9 protein-coding genes are annotated in these 17,993 nt (G+C 71.1%); 6 read left to right on the top strand and 3 right to left on the bottom strand.

Annotated elements, in window-relative coordinates:
• The first annotated feature begins 80 nt into the window (after positions 1-80).
• The 5 genes from WME75_RS21350 to WME75_RS21330 all read left to right on the top strand — a co-directional run bounded on the left by WME75_RS21350 (position 81) and on the right by WME75_RS21330 (position 9,759).
• Positions 81-1,613, top strand: a complete 1,533-nt coding sequence (locus WME75_RS21350) for a hypothetical protein (protein WP_437493787.1) — start codon at positions 81-83, stop codon at positions 1,611-1,613.
• Positions 1,614-1,786: 173 nt separating this feature from the next.
• A complete protein-coding gene (locus WME75_RS21345) occupies positions 1,787-2,965 on the top strand; it encodes an HlyD family secretion protein (protein ID WP_437493784.1) in 1,179 nt (392 codons plus the stop codon).
• Between the two features lie 6 nt (positions 2,966-2,971).
• A complete protein-coding gene (locus tag WME75_RS21340) occupies positions 2,972-5,656 on the top strand; it encodes an ATP-binding cassette domain-containing protein (RefSeq protein ID WP_437493781.1) in 2,685 nt (894 codons plus the stop codon).
• Positions 5,653-7,782 carry an ATP-binding cassette domain-containing protein gene (locus WME75_RS21335; protein ID WP_437493778.1) on the top strand — a complete coding sequence of 710 codons (2,130 nt, stop codon included), beginning with the start codon at positions 5,653-5,655 and terminating at the stop codon, positions 7,780-7,782. The genes WME75_RS21340 and WME75_RS21335 overlap by 4 nt, the downstream gene beginning before the upstream one ends.
• A gap of 309 nt (positions 7,783-8,091) precedes the next feature.
• Entirely contained in the window at positions 8,092-9,759 is a 1,668-nt protein-coding gene (locus WME75_RS21330; RefSeq protein WP_437493776.1) for an RICIN domain-containing protein, read from the top strand.
• Positions 9,760-9,785: 26 nt separating this feature from the next.
• Here WME75_RS21330 and WME75_RS21325 read toward each other — a convergent pair whose 3' ends face one another.
• The 3 genes from WME75_RS21325 to WME75_RS21315 form a co-directional block, all read right to left on the bottom strand.
• Positions 9,786-10,424, bottom strand: a complete 639-nt coding sequence (locus WME75_RS21325; protein WP_437493774.1) for a hypothetical protein — start codon at positions 10,422-10,424, stop codon at positions 9,786-9,788.
• Between the two features lie 6 nt (positions 10,425-10,430).
• A complete protein-coding gene (locus WME75_RS21320) occupies positions 10,431-11,834 on the bottom strand; it encodes a selenium-binding protein SBP56-related protein (RefSeq protein WP_437493771.1) in 1,404 nt (467 codons plus the stop codon).
• Between the two features lie 286 nt (positions 11,835-12,120).
• Positions 12,121-14,109, bottom strand: coding sequence for a hypothetical protein (locus WME75_RS21315; RefSeq protein WP_437493768.1), 1,989 nt, complete (start codon positions 14,107-14,109; stop codon positions 12,121-12,123).
• A 457-nt stretch (positions 14,110-14,566) separates the two neighbouring features.
• On the opposite strand from WME75_RS21315, the gene WME75_RS21310 reads away from it, so the two are divergent.
• Positions 14,567-17,992, top strand: a complete 3,426-nt coding sequence (locus WME75_RS21310) for a patatin-like phospholipase family protein (RefSeq protein ID WP_437493765.1) — start codon at positions 14,567-14,569, stop codon at positions 17,990-17,992.
• Position 17,993: the final 1 nt, after the last annotated feature.

The raw sequence follows: 17,993 nt of genomic DNA, 5'->3' as shown, positions 1-17,993 counted from the left end.
CTCCTCGCGCCTCTCGCGGGAGCGAGCTCTGAACGGCTGTGGGTGCACTTGCTGCATTTCTGTGGCTAGGAGTCAGTGATATGGAAGCCTGGAATATTACAAAGTATGAATCTCCTTATCTCGCGATCTCCGGCGTGCGTCTCGACGACGCCACCGGGGAGGTGCTCGTCACCGCCGACGTCAACGAGTACGTGATCGAGCACGGGGAGGGCACGGCCGCGCGCGACGTCGTGAGCCGGCTCGACGCCCTTCGAGAGCCCGGCTCGAAGGTGTGGAAGGAGGTGCTGTCCGCCTCCCCGGACTCCGACTGGCGTGATCTGCTCCAGACGATGGATTACCTGGGCTTGCTGTGCGACGCCGCGCCGGAGGTGAAGGGCCGCCGCGACGCCGAGATCGCGAAGCTGCGCGGCTGGATCTCCACCTGCGTCGAGCAGGTCGTGACGGACGTGGGGCCCGGGGGGCGCCAGGCGCTCCTCTCTCACGCGCGGACTCTCCGCCAGCATTTCCTCGGCCTGACGCTGGAGTTCTCGCGGACCCTGCCGCTGGAGCGCCCGCTGCCCGTGACCGACACGAGGCCGCTCAGCTCTCCCGAGATCCTGGCGCTCGACAACTTCTATCAGCAGATCGCCATGGTGCAGGCGCTCTACCAGCGAGTTCAGGCGCCGCTCTCGCTCGTGTGCTGCACGCAGGCGCTCTTGTCGCTCGAGGCTCGGCTCGCGAGCGCGCAGGCAGGGGAGGTCGTCCTCGATGAGCTGATCAGCGAGCTGGCCGGCGGGTCGTACTCGAGCCCGGACGCGCAACGTCACCTCAACGGCCTGGCGGAGTGCCTCGTCAGCGGCACGGATCCCTCCAGGGCCAAGCGCTTCTGCGTCGCGACCTACGAGCCGAAGGAGTGCCTGACGGGCATCGGGTTCATGCTGGAGGTCGAGCGCGTGGCGCGCGGCGTCACGAGCCGCGTCGGGATCCCCGCGTACCTGAAGGAGCTCAGCGCGCCGGACGCCGATGTCATCCTGGTGCACGGGCGCTACCTGCAGGACTACCACGTGACGACCCGTTTCCCCGAGATCGTCGCGTCGATCCTGCCCAAGCGGCTCAATGCGGCGCTGCGCACGAAGGCCTTCCGGTACTACGCAGAAGAGGTCGGGCACGACGTGCTCGAGTACCAGAGCTGCCGCGAGCTGGGCCTGTCCGAGGCTGAGATCCAGAGCGCCCAGCCGCTGCCTCTGCATTTCGCGTACGTGGATGTGTTCACGCAGCTCGGCGTGCTGGATCCCGTCGCGTACGCGGTGTCCATCTTCATCACCGAAGGTGTGCTCGGCGTCGATTCTCCGCTGGACGAGCCTTACAAGAAGCTCATCGGGGAGTTCATGGCGCTCGACAAGCACATCTTGCTCAACGAGAAGTACCATCACACAAGCATCCCGCGGCTGTTCATGTCGGAGGTGAAGGCGGTCTCTCCCGCGATCCAGCGCCTCGCGATGAGCTACATGCTGCTCGTGCTCGAGCTCAACTACCGTGCCTGGGATGATCTGCTGGACCATTACCTGCGAGGCGACCAGCGGTTCTTGCGCGTGCTGCCGAAGGTCACCATCAAGGGCAGAGAGGCGGCCTGAGCCCAGCGGGGACGCGTCTCGCGCCCGCCTGTGATATCGTCGAGGCCGAGCGTCCACGCAGGTGTCGGGCGGGGACGGCTCCGCGCCAGCCGCGCCGTGAGATCACGGGCCCGGCGGCGGATCTTCCCCGCTGAAGGCGCGCCCCCCCAGTCGCTCTCGTACAGAACAGCGGTATGTCTGCACCTTTTCACCGTTCCCTTCGCGCCCTGGGCGCCGACGGAGCTCGCCGCCCGATCCAGGTGCTTGTCGTCGCCGTGCTGCTGTGCGGGCTGTGGAGCGCGTGGTTCTTCCTCTTTCGCGTCTCGGTCTATGCGGTGAGCTCCGAGGCGCGCGTCGAGGTTGAGGTGGCCACGCACCCGGTCGAGCCGGCCGTCGAAGGGCGGGTTGTGTCGTCGAGCCTCGTGCTCGACCGGTGGGTCGAGGCGGGGGAGGTGCTCGTCGTGCTCGATACAAGGGCGCTGGAGATCGAGCTGTCTGCAAAGCGGGCTCGCGTCGAGAGCGTCACGGCGCAGCTCGGGCCGCTGGATCGCGAGGTCGAGACAAGGACGCGGGCGCTCGGCGAGCACGAGCGGGTCGCGCGGGCGCAGGTCGCGGAGGCGCGCGCCCAGCACCGGGGCGCCATGGTGCTCGCCGAGTATACCCAGTCCGAGGCGCAGCGGTCCGCGGCGCTCCGGGAGCAGGCGCTCGTCTCGGCGGCCGATCTCGCCAGGATGATCTCCGAGGGGCGGCTGAAGCGCGCCAGCGCCGATGCGCTGGAGGTGGCGGTCGGTCGCGTCGACGCGGAGAGCCGCCTGAAGCGGAGCGAGATCGAGGCGGAGATCGCGAAGCTTTCGGGGGAGATCGAGCTCTTGCAAGGGCAGAAGGCGCAGGAGCTCGTGGCGATCGAGGCGCTGCAGCACGAGATCGAGCTGCGGAGCATCCGCGCCCCGGTCAGCGGCAAGCTGGGTGAGGTCGCGGCGCTCCGGGCCGGCTCGGTGGTGGCGAAGGGGGCCCGGCTCGGCGCCGTCGTTCCCCCCGGGCAGCTGCAGGTCACCGCCGATTTCTCGCCGGAGGTGGTGCTCGGGCGCGTTCGCCCCGGCCAGGCGGCCCGGCTGCGTCTGGCCGGGTTCCCGTGGGCCGAATATGGCACGCTGCCGCTCTCGGTCGAGAGCGTCGGCAGCGAGGTTCGCGACGGGAAGGTGCGGGTGGAGCTGAGCATCGCGGGCAGCGGGCCGCCGGCGATCCCGATGCAGCACGGGCTCCCGGGCGCCGTGGAGGTGGAGGTCGAGCGGGTGCTGCCGGCGGAGCTCGTGCTCCGCGCCGCAGGCCGGATGCTCGAGCGTGGCTGGGCGGGCGACGGGGCGAGCCGCTGATCCGTGATGACGCGTCGGCGCTTCATCGCCCCGGAGGTCGTGCAGACGTCGGCCATGGATTGCGGGCCGGCGTCGCTCAAGTGCCTGCTCGAAGGGTTCGGGGTGCACGTCAGCTACGGCCGGCTGCGCGAGGCATGCCAGACGGACGTCGACGGGACATCCATCGACACGATCGAGGAGGTCGCGATCGAGCTCGGCCTGGAGGCCGAGCAGGTGATGATGCCGATCGATCACCTCCTGCTCCCCGAGGCACAGGCGATCCCGGCGCTCCTCGTCGTGCGCGTGCCGAGCGGGGCCCCGCACTTCGTCGTGCTCTGGAGGCGCTTCGGGCCGTTCGTGCAGCTCATGGATCCGGCGTCGGGCCGCCGCTGGATCACGCGCCGCGGGCTCCTCGAGGACGTGTACCTTCACACATCGTCGATCCCGGCCTCGGACTGGGCTTCGTTCTCGGGGTCACCGGCGTTCCTGCGGGTGCTCCGCGAGCGGTGCACCCGCGTCGGGATCGAGGACGGCGGGGCCCGGCTTGTCGGCGAGGCGCTCGCGGAGGCCGGGTGGATGGGCACGGCGAGGCTCGACGCCGCGGTGAGGATGGTCGACTCGATCACCGCGTCCGGCGGCCTGGGCTACGGCCCCAGGGCGGCTCGGCTGCTCGAGCACCTCGTGCGCGAGGCGGGAGCAGCCGCGGCCGAAGGCGACGAGACCTCGGTCATCCCCGAGATGTTCTGGTGCGTCCGCCCCGCGCCGGAGGCGCCCGACGGCGTCGAGCACCTCGCGCTGCGCGGGGCGGTGCTCGTCGCGGTGCGCGGCGTGCGGAGGGCAGCGGCGGGCGACGGCGCCCCCGTCCCGGCGCCGCGTTCTCCGGAGCTCAGAGCGGCGCTGCGGGAGCCCGACGCGCGCCCTGGCAGGGAGCTCTTGCGCCTCGTCCGCGAGACTGGCCTGCTCCCGACCTCGATGCTCGCCGCCGGCATCGGCGTCACGGCGGTGGGGGTGGCGGCGATGGCGCTCTTCTTCAAGAGCCTGCTCGACGTGGGCGCGAGGCTCGTGCTCTTCGAGCAACGCCTGGGTGCGCTGGGCGCCCTGCTCCTCTTCCTGGGCGTCCTGCTGCTCCTCGAGGTGCCCATCGCGCTCGGCACCGGCTGGCTCGGGCGCCACATCGAGGCGCGCCTGCGCGTCGCCTTCGTGCAGAAGATCCCCCGGCTCGGGGACCGCTACCTCCAGAGCCGTCCGACGTCCGACATGGCCGAGCGCTGCCACAACAGCCACAGGCTCCGCCAGATCCCCGAGCTCGCCGGCAGGTTCTTGCGCCATACGCTGGAGATCGTCCTCTGCGCCGTCGGCATCGCCTGGCTCGACCCCGAGAGCGCCCCGGTCGCTTTCGCCGCGGCCGCCGCGTCGATCCTGGTCCCCCTGGTCGTCCAGACGCCGCTCATGGAGCGCGACCTGCGCGTGCGCAACCACGCCGGAGCGCTCACCCGCTTCTATCTCGACGCGCTGCTCGGGTTGACGGCCGTCCGCACGCACGGCGGAGAGCGGCTGGTCCGCAGGGAGCACGAGGGCTTGCTCGTCGAGTGGGCGAGGGCCGCCAAGGGGCTGCTGCGCGCCGTCGTGGCGACGGATCTCCTCAGCACGCTGATCGCCCTCGGCTTCGCCGTGTGGATGTTCGTCGGCTGCCTGCACCGCATGCAGGGCACGTCGGGCACGCTCCTCCTCCTGTTCTGGGCGTTGAACATCCCGGCGATCGGGCAGGAGATCGCCCTTTTGGCCAGGCAGCTCCCGCCGCTCCGCAACGTCGCGCTGCGGTTGCTCGAGCCGCTTGGAGCGCTGGAGGAGCCTCGCGAGCCGAGCGGCGATGGGCGGGCCGAGCCCCCGCTCGACGAGGACGCGCCCGTGGCGCTGCGCTTCGAGGGGGTCGAGGTCGTCGCCGCCGGACACCGGATCTTGAGGGGCGTCGATCTCGCGATCTCGCCGGGCGAGCACGTGGCGGTCGTGGGCGCGTCGGGGGCGGGCAAGTCGACGCTCGTGGGCCTGCTCCTCGGCTGGCACCGCCCCAGCGCGGGCCGGGTGCTTGTCGACGAGGAGCCGCTCGGCGCCGCCCGGCTCGAGGCGCTGCGGCGGCGGACGGCGTGGGTCGATCCCTCGGTCCAGCTCTGGAACACCTCGTTCCTTGACAACCTCGCTTACGGCGCCGGCGGCCTCGATGGCGTCGGGCGCGTGATCGAGGAGGTCGAGCTCTCGCGCGTGCTCGAGGCGATGCCGAACGGCCTGCAGACGTCGCTCGGGGAGGGCGGCGCGCTCGTCTCCGGAGGGGAAGGGCAGCGCGTGCGGCTCGGCCGCGCGCTCCTGCGCGCGCGCCCGCGGCTCGCCCTGCTCGACGAGCCGTTCCGCGGGCTCGACCGCGAGCTTCGCCGCGCGCTGCTCGCGCGGAGCCGCGCGGCCTGGGCAGGTACGACGATGCTCTGCATCACCCACGATCTCGCGGAGACGCACGCCTTCGATCGCGTCGTCGTGGTCGACGACGGGCGCGTCGTCGAGGACGGCGCTCCCGCCGAGCTCGCGGCGCGCGCCGGCTCGCGGTACCGCGCCCTGCTCGACGCCGAGGAGCAGGTCCGGAAGGAGATCTGGACGAGCGCCGCATGGCGCCGGCTGCGGATGGCGGGTGGCCGCGTCGTGGAGCAAGAGCGCCCCTCGTGAGCTCCCTCCCGCCGCAGGTGTGCTGGCCTCTGCTCCGTCTGGGAGAGGCGCTGGAGGTCCTGGCGCGCGCGGCCGGGCTCCCCGTGCGCGCCACGGGGGTCCCCGCGCCGCCTGCCGATCTCGTTCAGCCCGGGGGCCTCGCGCTCACGCGATGGATGGAAGGCGCGGCGAGCTGGCTCGGACTCGAGGCCGAGTTCGTCGAGGCCCGCTACAAGGACGTGGACGATCTCGTTCGCCACGCGGGGCCGGCCATCCTGCGGCTCTTCGGCCCCGAGCCGCGTTTTCTCGTCCTCGTCGGGGTCCGCCGGGGCAGGGTGTGCCTCCGCACCACGGAGGACGAGCCGATCGAGATCGCGTTCGAGGCGGTGCGGTCGGCCTTCTGCGAGATCGTCGAGACGCCGCTCCTGCCCGCGGTCGAGCTCGCGCTCGAGTCCGCCGCCGTCCCGCAGCGAAGGCGCGATCGTGCGCGCCACGCGATCCTCCGCGAGCAGCTCGGCGGCACCGTGATCCGGGGGTGCTTCCTGCTCCGCCGCTCGCCGGACACCGGGCTGCGAGGGCTGCTCGCCCAGGCGCGGTGGGGGCCAAAGCTGGCCGTGCTCCTCCTCGCGCGCGCCGTCGAGTATGCCCTCTTCCTGCTCTCCTGGTGGGTCGTGGGGCGCAGCGTGCTGGCCGGGCACATCGAGCTGTCATGGCTGATCGCGTGGGCGTTGCTGCTCCTCAGCACCTTGCCGTTCAGGGTCCTGTCGGGCTGGCTCGCGGGGCTCGTGGGGGTCGAGCTGGGCAACGTGATCAAGCAACGGCTCCTGTCCGGGTCGCTGCTGCTCGATCCGGGCGAGATACGGCACGAGGGCGCGGGGCAGCTGCTCGGCCGGGTGATCGAGGCCGACGCCCTCGAGGCGCTCACCGTGGGGGGCGGGCTGATCTGGGTCGTGGCCGTGGTCGAGCTGCTCATGGCGGCGTTCGTGCTCGGCTCCGGGCCGAGCGGGCTGGCGCAGCTCCTCGGGCTCACCGCCTGGGCAGGGCTGACCGCGATCGTCGCGGCGATCTACCTGCAGCAGCGCCGGCGATGGACGCGCGCGCGGCTGGAGATGACCCACGCGCTCATCGAGAAGATCGTGGGGCACAGGACGCGGGTGGCGCAGGAGGACCCGGAGCGCTGGTACGAGGCCGACGATCTGGCGCTCGAGCGCTACCTCGCGTCGTCCAGGCGACTCGATCGCGTGTACGCCTTGCTGGCGGTCATGGTGCCGCGCGGGTGGCTGGTCGTGGGCGTCGCCACGCTCGGGCCTGCGTTCGTCGCGGGGACGGCGGCGCCTTCGGCCCTCGCGGTGGCGCTCGGGGGGATCCTGCTCGGCTTCCGCGCCTTCCGCACGCTCGTCACGGGGCTCGCGGATCTGCTCGGCGCCGCCGTGGCGTGGGAGCAGGCGGCCCCGCTCCAGCGCGCGTCGGCCCGCGCCGAGGTGACGACGACGGCGGCGCTCGCGACCGTCTCGCGCCGGAGCGCCGCGCCGAGCGAGATCCTGCTCGACGCGCAGTCCGTCTCGTTCCGGCACGCCGGGCGACACGCGCCTGCGCTGCGCGACTGCAGCCTGAAGGTCCACGCCGGGGAGCGGCTCCTGCTCGAGGGCGCCTCGGGGAGCGGCAAGTCCACCTTCGGCGCGATCGTCGCGGGGTTGCGCGTCCCGAGCCAGGGGCTCTTGTTGATTCGCGGGCTCGACAGGTCCACGCTCGGCCTCGCGGGCTGGCGACGTCACGTCGCGTCCGCGCCTCAGTTCCACGAGAATCACATCCTCTCGGCGCCATTCGCCTTCAATTTGCTGCTCGGCCGGCAGTGGCCACCCCGGATCGTGGACCTCGAGGAGGCCGAGGATCTCTGCCGTGAGCTCGGCCTGGGGGGGCTGCTCGACCGGATGCCGGGGGGCATGATGCAGATGGTGGGTGAGACAGGCTGGCAGCTCTCGCACGGAGAAAAGAGCCGACTCTATGTCGCGCGGACCCTCCTCCAGGGGGCGGACCTCATCATCCTCGATGAGAGCTTCGCGGCGCTGGATCCCGAGACGCTCCGGCTGGCGCTGGAGTGCGTGATGGCGCGCGCGCAGATGCTGCTGCTCATCGCGCACCCGTGAGCGCTCTCGCGCCACGCCGCGAAGCCCCGATGACCCCGCTGCGCGCGCAGCGCGTGATCCCAGCGAGGCGGGAACACCGCGCCAGCCGGCCTCCTGGCTGACAAACTTATTCTGGCTGTAAAACGACCATGACGGTGCAGGTCGCTATCCGTTCATGTGGATACGCTCAAGGGCAGGCGGCCGAGGCCGAGATCGCCCAGGCTGGCAGTTCGCACGGGAGCGAATTATTCCAGTGCTGCCATGGCGCGCGGGAAGGCCTTGACAAGCCCGGTTGAAGGCCCGGAGATGGTGCTCTTTCTGGAGGGCGTCATGCGTCTCGATTCCTTGTCTCCGATGGTGTGCCTGCTTGTCGCGGGGCTCGGCCTCGCGTCCTGCGATGCCGGCCCGGCAGCGCGTCCTGGGAGCTCGCGCTCCGGGGACGGCGGGTCCTCGGGGGTCGGCGCCTCGGGCGGCGGTGCGCCCGGCGACGGCGGTGCGCCCGGCGACGGCGTGTCCTCGGGGGTCGGCGCCTCGGGCGGCGGGGTGCCCGGCGGCGGCGGTGCGCCCGGCGAGGGCGGCGCCGCCGGCGAGGGCGGGGGCCCGGAGCTGCCTCCGGCGGTGGGGCCTCTGGTCAACGGGATCCAGTGGGCCGACACCTCGGGCAATCCCATCCAGGCGCACGGGGGAGGGGTGATCAAGGTGGGTTCCTACTACTACTGGTTCGGCGAGAACCGGAACCCGGACGGGACGTTCTATGCTGTGTCCGCTTATCGATCGGCCGATCTGCGGCGCTGGGAGTTCAGGAACCATGTGCTGACCATGGACTCGGACGAGGACCTCGACCCGGCCAACATCGAGCGCCCGAAGGTGGTCTACAACGCGTCCACGGGCCAGTACGTGATGTGGATGCACTGGGAGAACGGGGTGCACTACGGCGAGGCCCGGGCCGCGGTCGCGAGCTCGAGCACCGTGGACGGCGACTACACGTATCACGGCAGCTTCCGGCCGATGGCGGGCACCGGGGTGACCGACCACGACAAGCCCGGGTACATGTCCCGGGACTGCGGGCTCTTCGTCGATGACGACGGCAAGGGCTATTTCATCTCCGCCTCGAACGAGAACTACGATCTCAACCTCTACGCGCTGAGCCCCGACTACCTGTCCGTCGAGGAGCTGGCCGCCGTGCTCTTCCCCGGTGGACACCGCGAGGCGCCGGCGCTGTTCAAGCGGAACGGGACCTATTTCCTGCTGACCTCCGGCGCCACGGGCTGGTCGCCCAACCAGGCCAAGTACGCGACCTCCCGCTCGCTCGACAGGGGCTGGTCGGCGATGACCAACGTCGGCGACGGCACGACCTACCACTCCCAGTCGACCTACGTGGTCCCGGTCCAGGGCAGCTCGGGGACGGCCTACCTGTACATGGGGGATCGCTGGGCGGGGGCCTGGAGCGGGCGGGTCAACGACTCGACCTATGTCTGGCAGCCGATCTCGTTCCCCTCGGACACGACCATGAGCATGAGCTGGAACAACACGCTCACGATCGACACGGCGGCGGGCCGCGTCACCGGGGCGACGAACAACTTCAAGCTCGTGAACAGGAAGAGCGGCAAGGTGATGGAGGTCGCGGGCGCGTCGTCCGAGGACGGGGCGGCGGTGGTCCAGAGCGCGGACAGCGGAGGAGACAACCAGAAGTGGAGCCTCAATTACAACAGCTCCGGTCACTTCCGGCTGACCAACGTCAAGAGCGGCAAGGTGCTGGACGTCCCTGACGAGTCGACGAGCGACGGGATCGCGCTCAAGCAATGGACGAACCATGACGGCGACAACCAGGTGTGGCTGTTCATCGATCTGGGCGGCGGCGATTTCCAGATCCGGAACAAGAACAGCGGCAAGATGATCGGGGTCGTCCAGGGCTCGACCGAGGACGCCGCCGCGATCGAGCAGCGGGGGAGCGGCGGCGGCGAGGAGCAGCGATGGCAGCTCGTCGTGGCGAACTGACGGGCGGGTGAGCGGCGGAGCGGCCCTCAGAGCAGGGCCGCGAGGATGCCGGCCCCGATGAGCGCGACAGCCCAGGCGCGGTCGAGGTTGAACCAGGCCGTGCGGAGGATCGCGACGCCGAGCTTGTGGTAGACGACGAGCGCGACCGCGGCGGCCGCCGCCATCATGGCGGCGGTGTGCACGAGGACGGCGGCGACGTAGCCTGCGGGGCTCGTCAGCGACAGGCCAGCTGCGTTGTGACACCCGCCGCCAGGGCACGGAGCCGGGTTGTCGGCGCCGAGCAGGAAGACCGGAAGCAGCATGAGCCCGGCGCCGTGCGCGGTGGCCATCAGGAAGGACCACCAGGTCAGATCGCGGAAGCCCACGCGCATCCCGACCCACCTCGGGTGGCGCGGCCTCACGAGCTTGAGCACGCCGAACGCGACGAGCGCGGCCGCCGTGATCCAGCGGAGCGCCGCGGCGGGGACGCTCGCGAGCCCGAGCCCGAGCAGCGCGACCGTGAGGCCGATCGACGCGGCGTGGCCGATCGCGATGGGGACGAGCGCCCGCCGGACCGCGCGGCTGCTCTTCTCCTGCAGGCCGAGGGCGACCGCGAACAGCCAGCCCATGCCCGGGTTGATGCCGTGATAAGCGCCGAGGAGCGCCAGCGTGAGCCAGGGTGTCATGGCGAGCTAGGGATAGCAGAACGAGTCCGAGGACGCGTCGCCCCCCTCGAGCCTTATCTGGTGAGGGCGCAAGGGGCCGAAATCGACGAAGAACTCGGGGTCGAGCGCGAGGCCGCCGCCGGGCGCCGCGTCGACCTTGGCCATCCAGCCGCCGACGCCTTCGGGATAGAACTGCTCGTCCCAGGAGGCGTAGAGCGAGTTCGTGAAGTAGATGCGCCGCCCGTCGCGGCTCACCTCGACCATCTGCGGCCCGCCGCGCAGCGGCCCGGAGCGGCGGTGCGCCGTCCTGCGCACGACGCCCCCGAGGTGCACCGAGCCGGTCAGCTTCGGGTGGAACGGGTCCGACACGTCGTACTGGCGGAGCTCGCCTGTGCCCCAGCAAGACACGTAGAGGAACCGGTCGTCGAGAGAGAGATTGATGTCGGTGATGAGGGGCGGGACCGCCTTGAAGCCCTTGAGCAGCGGGGGCAGGAGGTCGGGCTCCGCCGGCTCGGCCGGCACCTCGATCACCTTGCGGATCGCCCACCGCTCGCCGTCGCGATGCCAGAGCCAGACCGAGGCGGAGAGGTCCTTGACGCTCACGACGACGCCGACGAAGCCGTAGGCCTTTGTCGGGTCGTGGGCGGGGCGGAGCTCCAGCGCCATCTGGTGCTCGTCGCCGAGCTCCAGCGCCTGGAGGTGCTTGCGCTTGCGGAGGTCCCAGACGTGAACTCTGTTGCCATACTTCTTGCCGAGCAGGAGCTCCGGATTCACGCCGTCCTCGATCATCTTCGGCGTCCCCCACTCGCTCGTGAGGAGCGTATCGTGGCCGAGGTGCCACCAGAAGTCGTAGTGGAGGAACTGCGGCCCGCGGTCGATCTCCCAGCGGCCGAGCACATCGAAGCTCTCGCAGTCGAGCACGAAGATGCCCCCCGGCCCTTCGCCCTCGGGGTTGCCGAGCGCGCTCACGTAGATGCCGTCGGGGCCGCAGTGGAGCGTGTGCGGGCGCGAGTAGCCGGCTCGCTTGGCGATCTCCTCGGCCCGGACGGTGTGGACGAGCTCGGGGCGGCGCGGGTCCCGCTTGACGTCGAAGACGAAGATGTTCGACGAGCGGAGCGCCGGGAGCAGGAGAAAGCGGCGCTCGACGTGGGGGTGCGGCGCGTACGGGCACAGGGCGGCGCTGCACGCGTTCCAGCCCGAGTGGTGGAGCTCGTCGCCGTAGGTCGGCACCTCGTTGACCGAGACGAGGGTGCCATACGCCGGCGATCTCGGATCGAGGTCGACGACCGTGAGCGCGTCGTGGCGATGGTCGCCCGGGCGCTTCAGCGCGGCGCCCGCGTCGAACGCGGTCACGTAGGCCAGCCGCTCGGGCGGCGCTTCCATCGCCAGGCGCGGCGACGGGTAGAACGTGGGATCCGGACGAAATCGCATGCGCTGGGATCTCCTTGATTTCCGGGGGGTCGCGTGTTCTTCCAGGCACCGCCGCCGCCGGTCCCGGCGAGGCGGGCGCGCGATGCGCGCGACATGAGACCATGAACGGCGATCCGCTGCCGAGCCGATGCGCTTCATCGCCCGGTGGCTCCGCGCGTCGAGCCGGACCAGGCCAGCGCGTGGACGGGCATCCGTTATATCAGACGTCGCGGACGGGGGCTACTCTGTCGGCGGGGTTCCGGAGGTCCCGGGACCCCTCGTCAGCGGCGGGGTGCCGCGGGGCGCGCTACGGCCGCGCGCGGCCCCGGCGCGCGAGCGCGAGGCCCGCGAGCGCCGCGGCGAGCGCGGCGACGCCGCCGGTGGAGCCCGCCGGGCCCGAGGTGCTGCACCCCGCCCCGGCCGGCGCGATGTCGGCGCCCGTGTCCTCGTCGACGTCGCCCAGCAGGGAGCCGTCGTCCAGCGCCGGCAGCGCGTCGGGCTCGTGCAGATCCCGAGCCCACACCGTCGAATCGAGCGCCGCGTCCTCGGCGAACGACGTGGACGGCTCCTCGGGCTCGCCGAGGCCCTCCGCCGGCGCGAACGCCCCGATCCCCGGCGTCGCGAGCCGCGCGACGGCGACTTCCGTGCTCGAGACCTGGAACAGCGTGTTGCCGATCGCCACGTGCCAGCTCCCGTCGACCCAGCGACCGTGCCCGAGGGCCGTGCTGATGGGCTCGGGCGCTCCACCCGACCGGCCGAGATAGCGCGTGTCCTCGTTCAGGAACAGGACCTCTCCGGTGTCGCTGATACCGTCGTGGCCGACCCGGAGCTTCGCTTGATCGAACCGGCTCGACCTCGGAAAATCGCTGAGCGGGTGCTGCTCGCCGTCGGGGGTCCGCAGCCATACCTGATTGACATCGCCATCGCTCTTCAGGAAGGCGGCGTAGCCGGCGTGCGCCAGCAGCCCGGCCGAGGTGTTGGTGAGCGAGTCGCCCAGGAACACCTCCTCTCCATCCGCCGTGTAAAGGTAGCTGGAGCTCGTCAACCCGTCCCACCACCGGCCGACGACGTTCGTCCCGTCGGTGATTGGCCGCTGCAGGTTGCCCGCGTGATCCCCGAGGAGCGCGTTGCCCGGCCCGACGATGGACGCTCTCTCGTAGGTGCCGAAGAAGATGTCGCCCGAAGCCGAAACGTCGGCCTGGAACGGCGATCGGCTCCCCGGGACGTGCCAGAGGGACCGGTTCGTGCCCGTCGACAGCGAGTGCGCGAAGGCCCGGTCGTCACCGTACGCCGTCCACACGACGGTGTCGCCGTTCACGGCGTCGAGGCGCGGCGCGTTGTTCACGCTCGAGATGGTGCGCCGCACGCCGTCGACCCATGCGAGGATGACGCCGGTCGTCGACTGGTGCACCGACCCCGACGGCGTGAGCGCCCCGTAGACCGCGCTGATCGGGGTGTTCGTGTGCGTGAGGGTCTCGACCCACGTCACCTCCTGCGTGTTCCGATCGAAGATCCCGAGCCGCCGATAATGATCCACGAAGAGAAAGCGCGTGGCATCGAAATCGAGGATGCTGCCAGGTGCGCGCTGGACGGCGGTGAGCCTCGGGCTCCGGTCGACGTAAATGGGGCCGATCGTCTTGGTGATTGTGGGCCCTACGTAGTCGCTGGCCTCGATCGTGATCGTGTACGTTCTGCCCGAGGGGATCGCGCCGGAATAGCCGTACGCCCCCTCCTTGATGTAGAGCCGCCCCGGCACAGGCTGCGGGTAGGGCCAATCTCTCTCGGCGAAGAGCGCGTAGCCGCCTCCTGCGTCGCTGTGGAACGTCGCCGCGAGGCTCCTGCACTCGTACGGCGGCGTCGGGATGCACTTCGCGTCGAAGCGCTTGCCCGCCGTGAGGGTCTCGTGCGGCAGCACGTTCCAGGCGATGATCGGCGGCGCGTACTGGTGCACGGTGCCCTGGTCGCTCGCGGCCTCGCCGAGCGTGCTGTACGCGTTGACCGTCACGACATAAGGGCCGTAGGGGAGGTCGCCACCGAGCTCGCCGAGATCGAACGCCCCCTCGAAGTAGCCGTCTCCCGTCGGCGCGAGCTCGATGGTGAGCCCCTCGAACTCCGCCTCGACGTAGTAGATGTCCTCTGGCGACGACGCGGCGACGCGCACCGGGACCGTGCCACCGTCGATGATCGCGTTGTTCGGCTGAAGGATGTCGACGGTGACCGCCGCATCCGCGGCCTGAGCTACAAGGGATAGAGCAAAAGCAATGGCTGTGCCAGTGTGTCTTCGGTAAGTTCGCATAGGTCCTCCGTATTCTGGTGCTTCGGTGCGCCCGCTGTTTCTAGCATTCACCCGATCGGCGTCGGGGAAGTGCTCCACGGCAGAGCGTCCGGGCCGAGCGCCTCCGACGCAAGCCGACCCCCGGGGGAAATTCGACCCGACGCCCGCGAACGGCTCGCCCGGGCTCTTGCGCGCCGCGTTGCGCTGCAGGATGACGCAGGCGAGCGAGCCCTGATCCATGTCTGCCAGCGCGCCCGCGCTCCTCGCGGCGAGGTCCTCGGTGACGATCCCGGCCCGGTCGGGGGGGACGTCGCGAGCGAGATCGCGTGATCTTCGATTCGACCTCGAGCGCGCACGTCCCGCGGAGGAGTCGAGGTGATCGTGATTCGTCTGGCTGCCTCCTTCCCGTCGATTCTGTCGCGATTTCAACCGGTCCGGTGTTCTAGGTGAATGACCCCGGCTCGGATACGATGGACTGATGAACTCGCGTAGAGAGACGGACAGCTCGTTCATCTTCCCTTCCAGCGAGCCGCTTCCGATCCACGACGAGCACGCCGGGATCGCGCTGGGCAGGAGCGGCCTGCGCGGCGTCTACATGGCCGGCGTCGTCCATGCGTTCGTCGTTTGCGGTTACTACCCGGGCACGGTCGTGGGCACGAGCGCTGGCTGCCTCGCCGGCACCGTGCTCGCGATCGCCGGCGAGGCGAGGTCTCAGGCGGAGCGGCTCGCGCTCGTCTCGGAGCACCTCGACGCGTGGATGAGGAACCCGGGCGAGCACATCCTCACCTGCCTCTCCGAGGGCCCGTTCGGCCGCCTCGCTGGCGATCTCGTGGACATCGACCTTTCGCTCGGGGAGGTCGTCGAGCGCCTCGGCGCGGCGCTCTCCGGCAAGCCGAGCGCCTGGGTGTCGCTCGTGTGCGCGCTGCCGCCCCACCTCCGATCCTGCATCCTGCGCGCCGCGCTCGAGACCAGCGGCGACGCCGCCGGGGCGCTCTGGCGCGACGGCCAGCTGCTCGCGCTCCTGCGCGGTCAGATCGGCGCGGACCGCGTGACAGAGGATCTCTCGCTGCGCTTCGCCCAGAAGCTCCTCACGGCGTACGGCATGCGCCGCTCGCTCGTCGAGGCGAGCGTGGTGGACACCCACTTCGGCGAGGCCATCGCGCGGCATGCGCCGTCGGGCTGGGAGACCCGCTTCGACCAGCTCGAGAACACCGCTCTCCTCTTCCAGGTCGCGAACCTCTCCTCCCACCGGAGGGGCGACGGCACCCCGCGCCTCGAGCTCATCGGCAAGCGGCCCGGCCGGCGCCGCGATTTCTCGGGAGCCAACCTCTTCGCAGCGCTGCGCGCGAGCTGCGCGTTCGCGCCGGTCTTCCCCGGCGTGCACATGAAGGAGCTCTTCGGCGCGATGCCTCCCCACCTGCGCCCCGAGGACCTGCTCATGGACGCCGCGCAGGTGGAGCGGGATCCGCTCTCGCCCGCCGTCACCCACTGGGCCGGGCTGAAGCGCTCTCCGAAGCAGCCTTACCGTCTCTTCGCCGTGTACAGCGATCCGACGGGCGAGGTCGCCCCGCCCGAGGAGACCTCGTTCTTCATGCCCGCGCTCCACAACCTCCTGCTCCGGAGCCGCGTGGACCAGCAGTACATCTCGCGCGTGGTCGAGATGATCACCGACCTGATCCAGACCCTCCAGGAGGCCGGCGCGCCCGTCCCGCAGCGCGCCTCCGGCGGCGCGTACGTGCCGGTCCGGATCACCGAGATCGCCCCGCGAGCGGCGCTGCCGTTCATCCCGGTCAGCGTGCCCAGGGAACAGGACCTCGCGGAGGCCAGCGCGACCGGGTGCCGGAGCGCGCTCGAGGTGCTCCTCGCCCCGAAGATCGGGGAGCTCTGCAAGGATCGCCCGTCGGCCCCGTGCCGCGAGGTGCTCGACGCAGCGCGCGCAGCGCACCACGGCGGCACGCGCGACGGCGCGCCGATCGCGGACTACTTCAAGCCGCTGGAGAAGGTCTGCGTCCACTGTCCGGGCCAGCTCTTCCCCCGCCCGCCGCGCAGCGACGCGCGCGGCGTCAACGACTTCGCCCCGTTCCATGAGGAGCGACGGCGAAGCGAGGGCGCGACGACGCCGCCGGCGCCGCTCACCGTCATCGTGCCCGCGGGCGGCGTGTTCCTCGGCGCCTTCCAGGTCGGCGCGATCGCGGCGCTGAAGGAGTACGGGATCGAGCCCGATCTCTACGCCGGCGCCTCCGTGGGGACGATCTTCTCCTACCTGCTCCAGGCCTGCCTGAAGGGCCAGGACGGCTCGAGTCAGCGCGATCGCAACACGCTGGCCGAGGTGATCCAGCTCCTCTACACCGTGCCTTCCTGGATCGACGCGGTGGGCGACCCGCCCGCGCCGCCGCCCGCGCGGGGAGTCGCCTCGTGGCTCTCCTCGATCGCCGGCCAGCTCGGCCTCCGGAACGGCAGCGCCCAGGCGCCGCGCGGGCGGGTCGACCGGATCCGCGAGACGATCGCCGAGCGGTGGCGCTCCGAGGCGGTGCGGCCGCTGCGCGAGCTCACGCCCCGCGAGATCGTCGATGTCCTCGCCTCCCCGGGGCTCACGTCGGCCGCGGCGCGGGCGCGCTGGGAGAAGCTGCGGCTCGGCGCCGAGGCGCTCCTCTTCGCCCCCGCGCCGGGCGCGGGGGCCGGCTCGCGCGGCGCGTTCCCCGGCGGATCTCTGCGCGCGAGCGACCACGAGGCGCTCCGCGGGTTCTTCCTGAGCCTCGCCCGGCTCCGGCTGGACGAGGCGATGGCGCCGCTCGACGCGATCGCCGCGAGCCTCGGCTGCTTCGACCCCGATCACCCCGATCGCGGCGAGATCATCGGCTTCGAGAACCTCGAGCGCCACCTCCGCCGCATCGTGTTCGGCGACGGGGACCCCACGCTGCAGCTGCACTCGAGCCGCGAGCGCGTTCGCTACATCTTCAGCGTGACAAACCATACCCGCGGCGTCCCGGAGTCGTTCGGGTACGACGACGAGCTCGATCCGGAGCGGCCCTCGCCGAGGGCCGTGCAGGCGTGCCTCGCGGCCGCGTCGTTCCCGCTCGCGTTCCGCAGGCGGAGCCGCCGCGAGATCTTCGGCCGCGACAGCGTGGGCAGGGCCGACGACCTGTTCGCCGACGGGGGCATCTTCAACAACTTCCCGAGCGACACGGCGTTCTCGTACCTGAGGCGGCTCAGCGCGAAGCCCGAGACCCGGTGGATCGGCGCGGCCGAGCACCGGGTGCTCCTGCTCAGCCTGACGTCGCCCATGTTCCTGCGCGGCAAGGCCGCCGCCGCCCGCTGGAAGGACGAAGAGGGCCTGACCTTCGCGCTCCTGCGCTCCTACGCGATCGGCGAGGACGAGAAGGTGGAGAAGACCCTCATCGCGCAGCAGCACATCAACGCGCTGGCCGAGGCCGCGAACCCGATCCTGCGCAGCGCGGGGCGGCGGCAGGCCATCGTCGCGGACATGGATCTGATCTCGCCGACGTACACGATCTACGAGCACCCCTTCGCGTTCAAGTCGTACCTCGGCTTCGAGGAGCGCAAGCAGGGCGAGATGATCGCGTCAGGCTGCCGCCGCACCCGGATCGCGATGGAGTGGCGGAGCTACCAGGAGCAGCGGCCGGGGCGGAGCGACGAGCACCGGGACGGGTTCATGGAGATGATCCGGAAGGACGCGGAGGACGGGCGGCGCGAGGATCCCCGGCGGAAGGGGGGGCTCTGCGTGTTCCGGCAACAGCCGTCGACCGGGGAGCGGGAGCGAAGGCCGTGCCCCTTCTTCGAGGACGCGCGGACGCGCGGGGTGTACGAGCGGTGCTGCGACACCGTCGGCGCGGAGCTCGCGCCGTCCGACTGGAAGCTGCACTGGCGGCTCCGCCAGGGGTAGC

The organism is Sorangium sp. So ce1014 (genome assembly GCF_051521505.1).
Lineage (GTDB): Bacteria > Myxococcota_A > Polyangia > Polyangiales > Polyangiaceae > Sorangium.
This window is presented reverse-complemented; position numbering and strand designations above follow the sequence as displayed.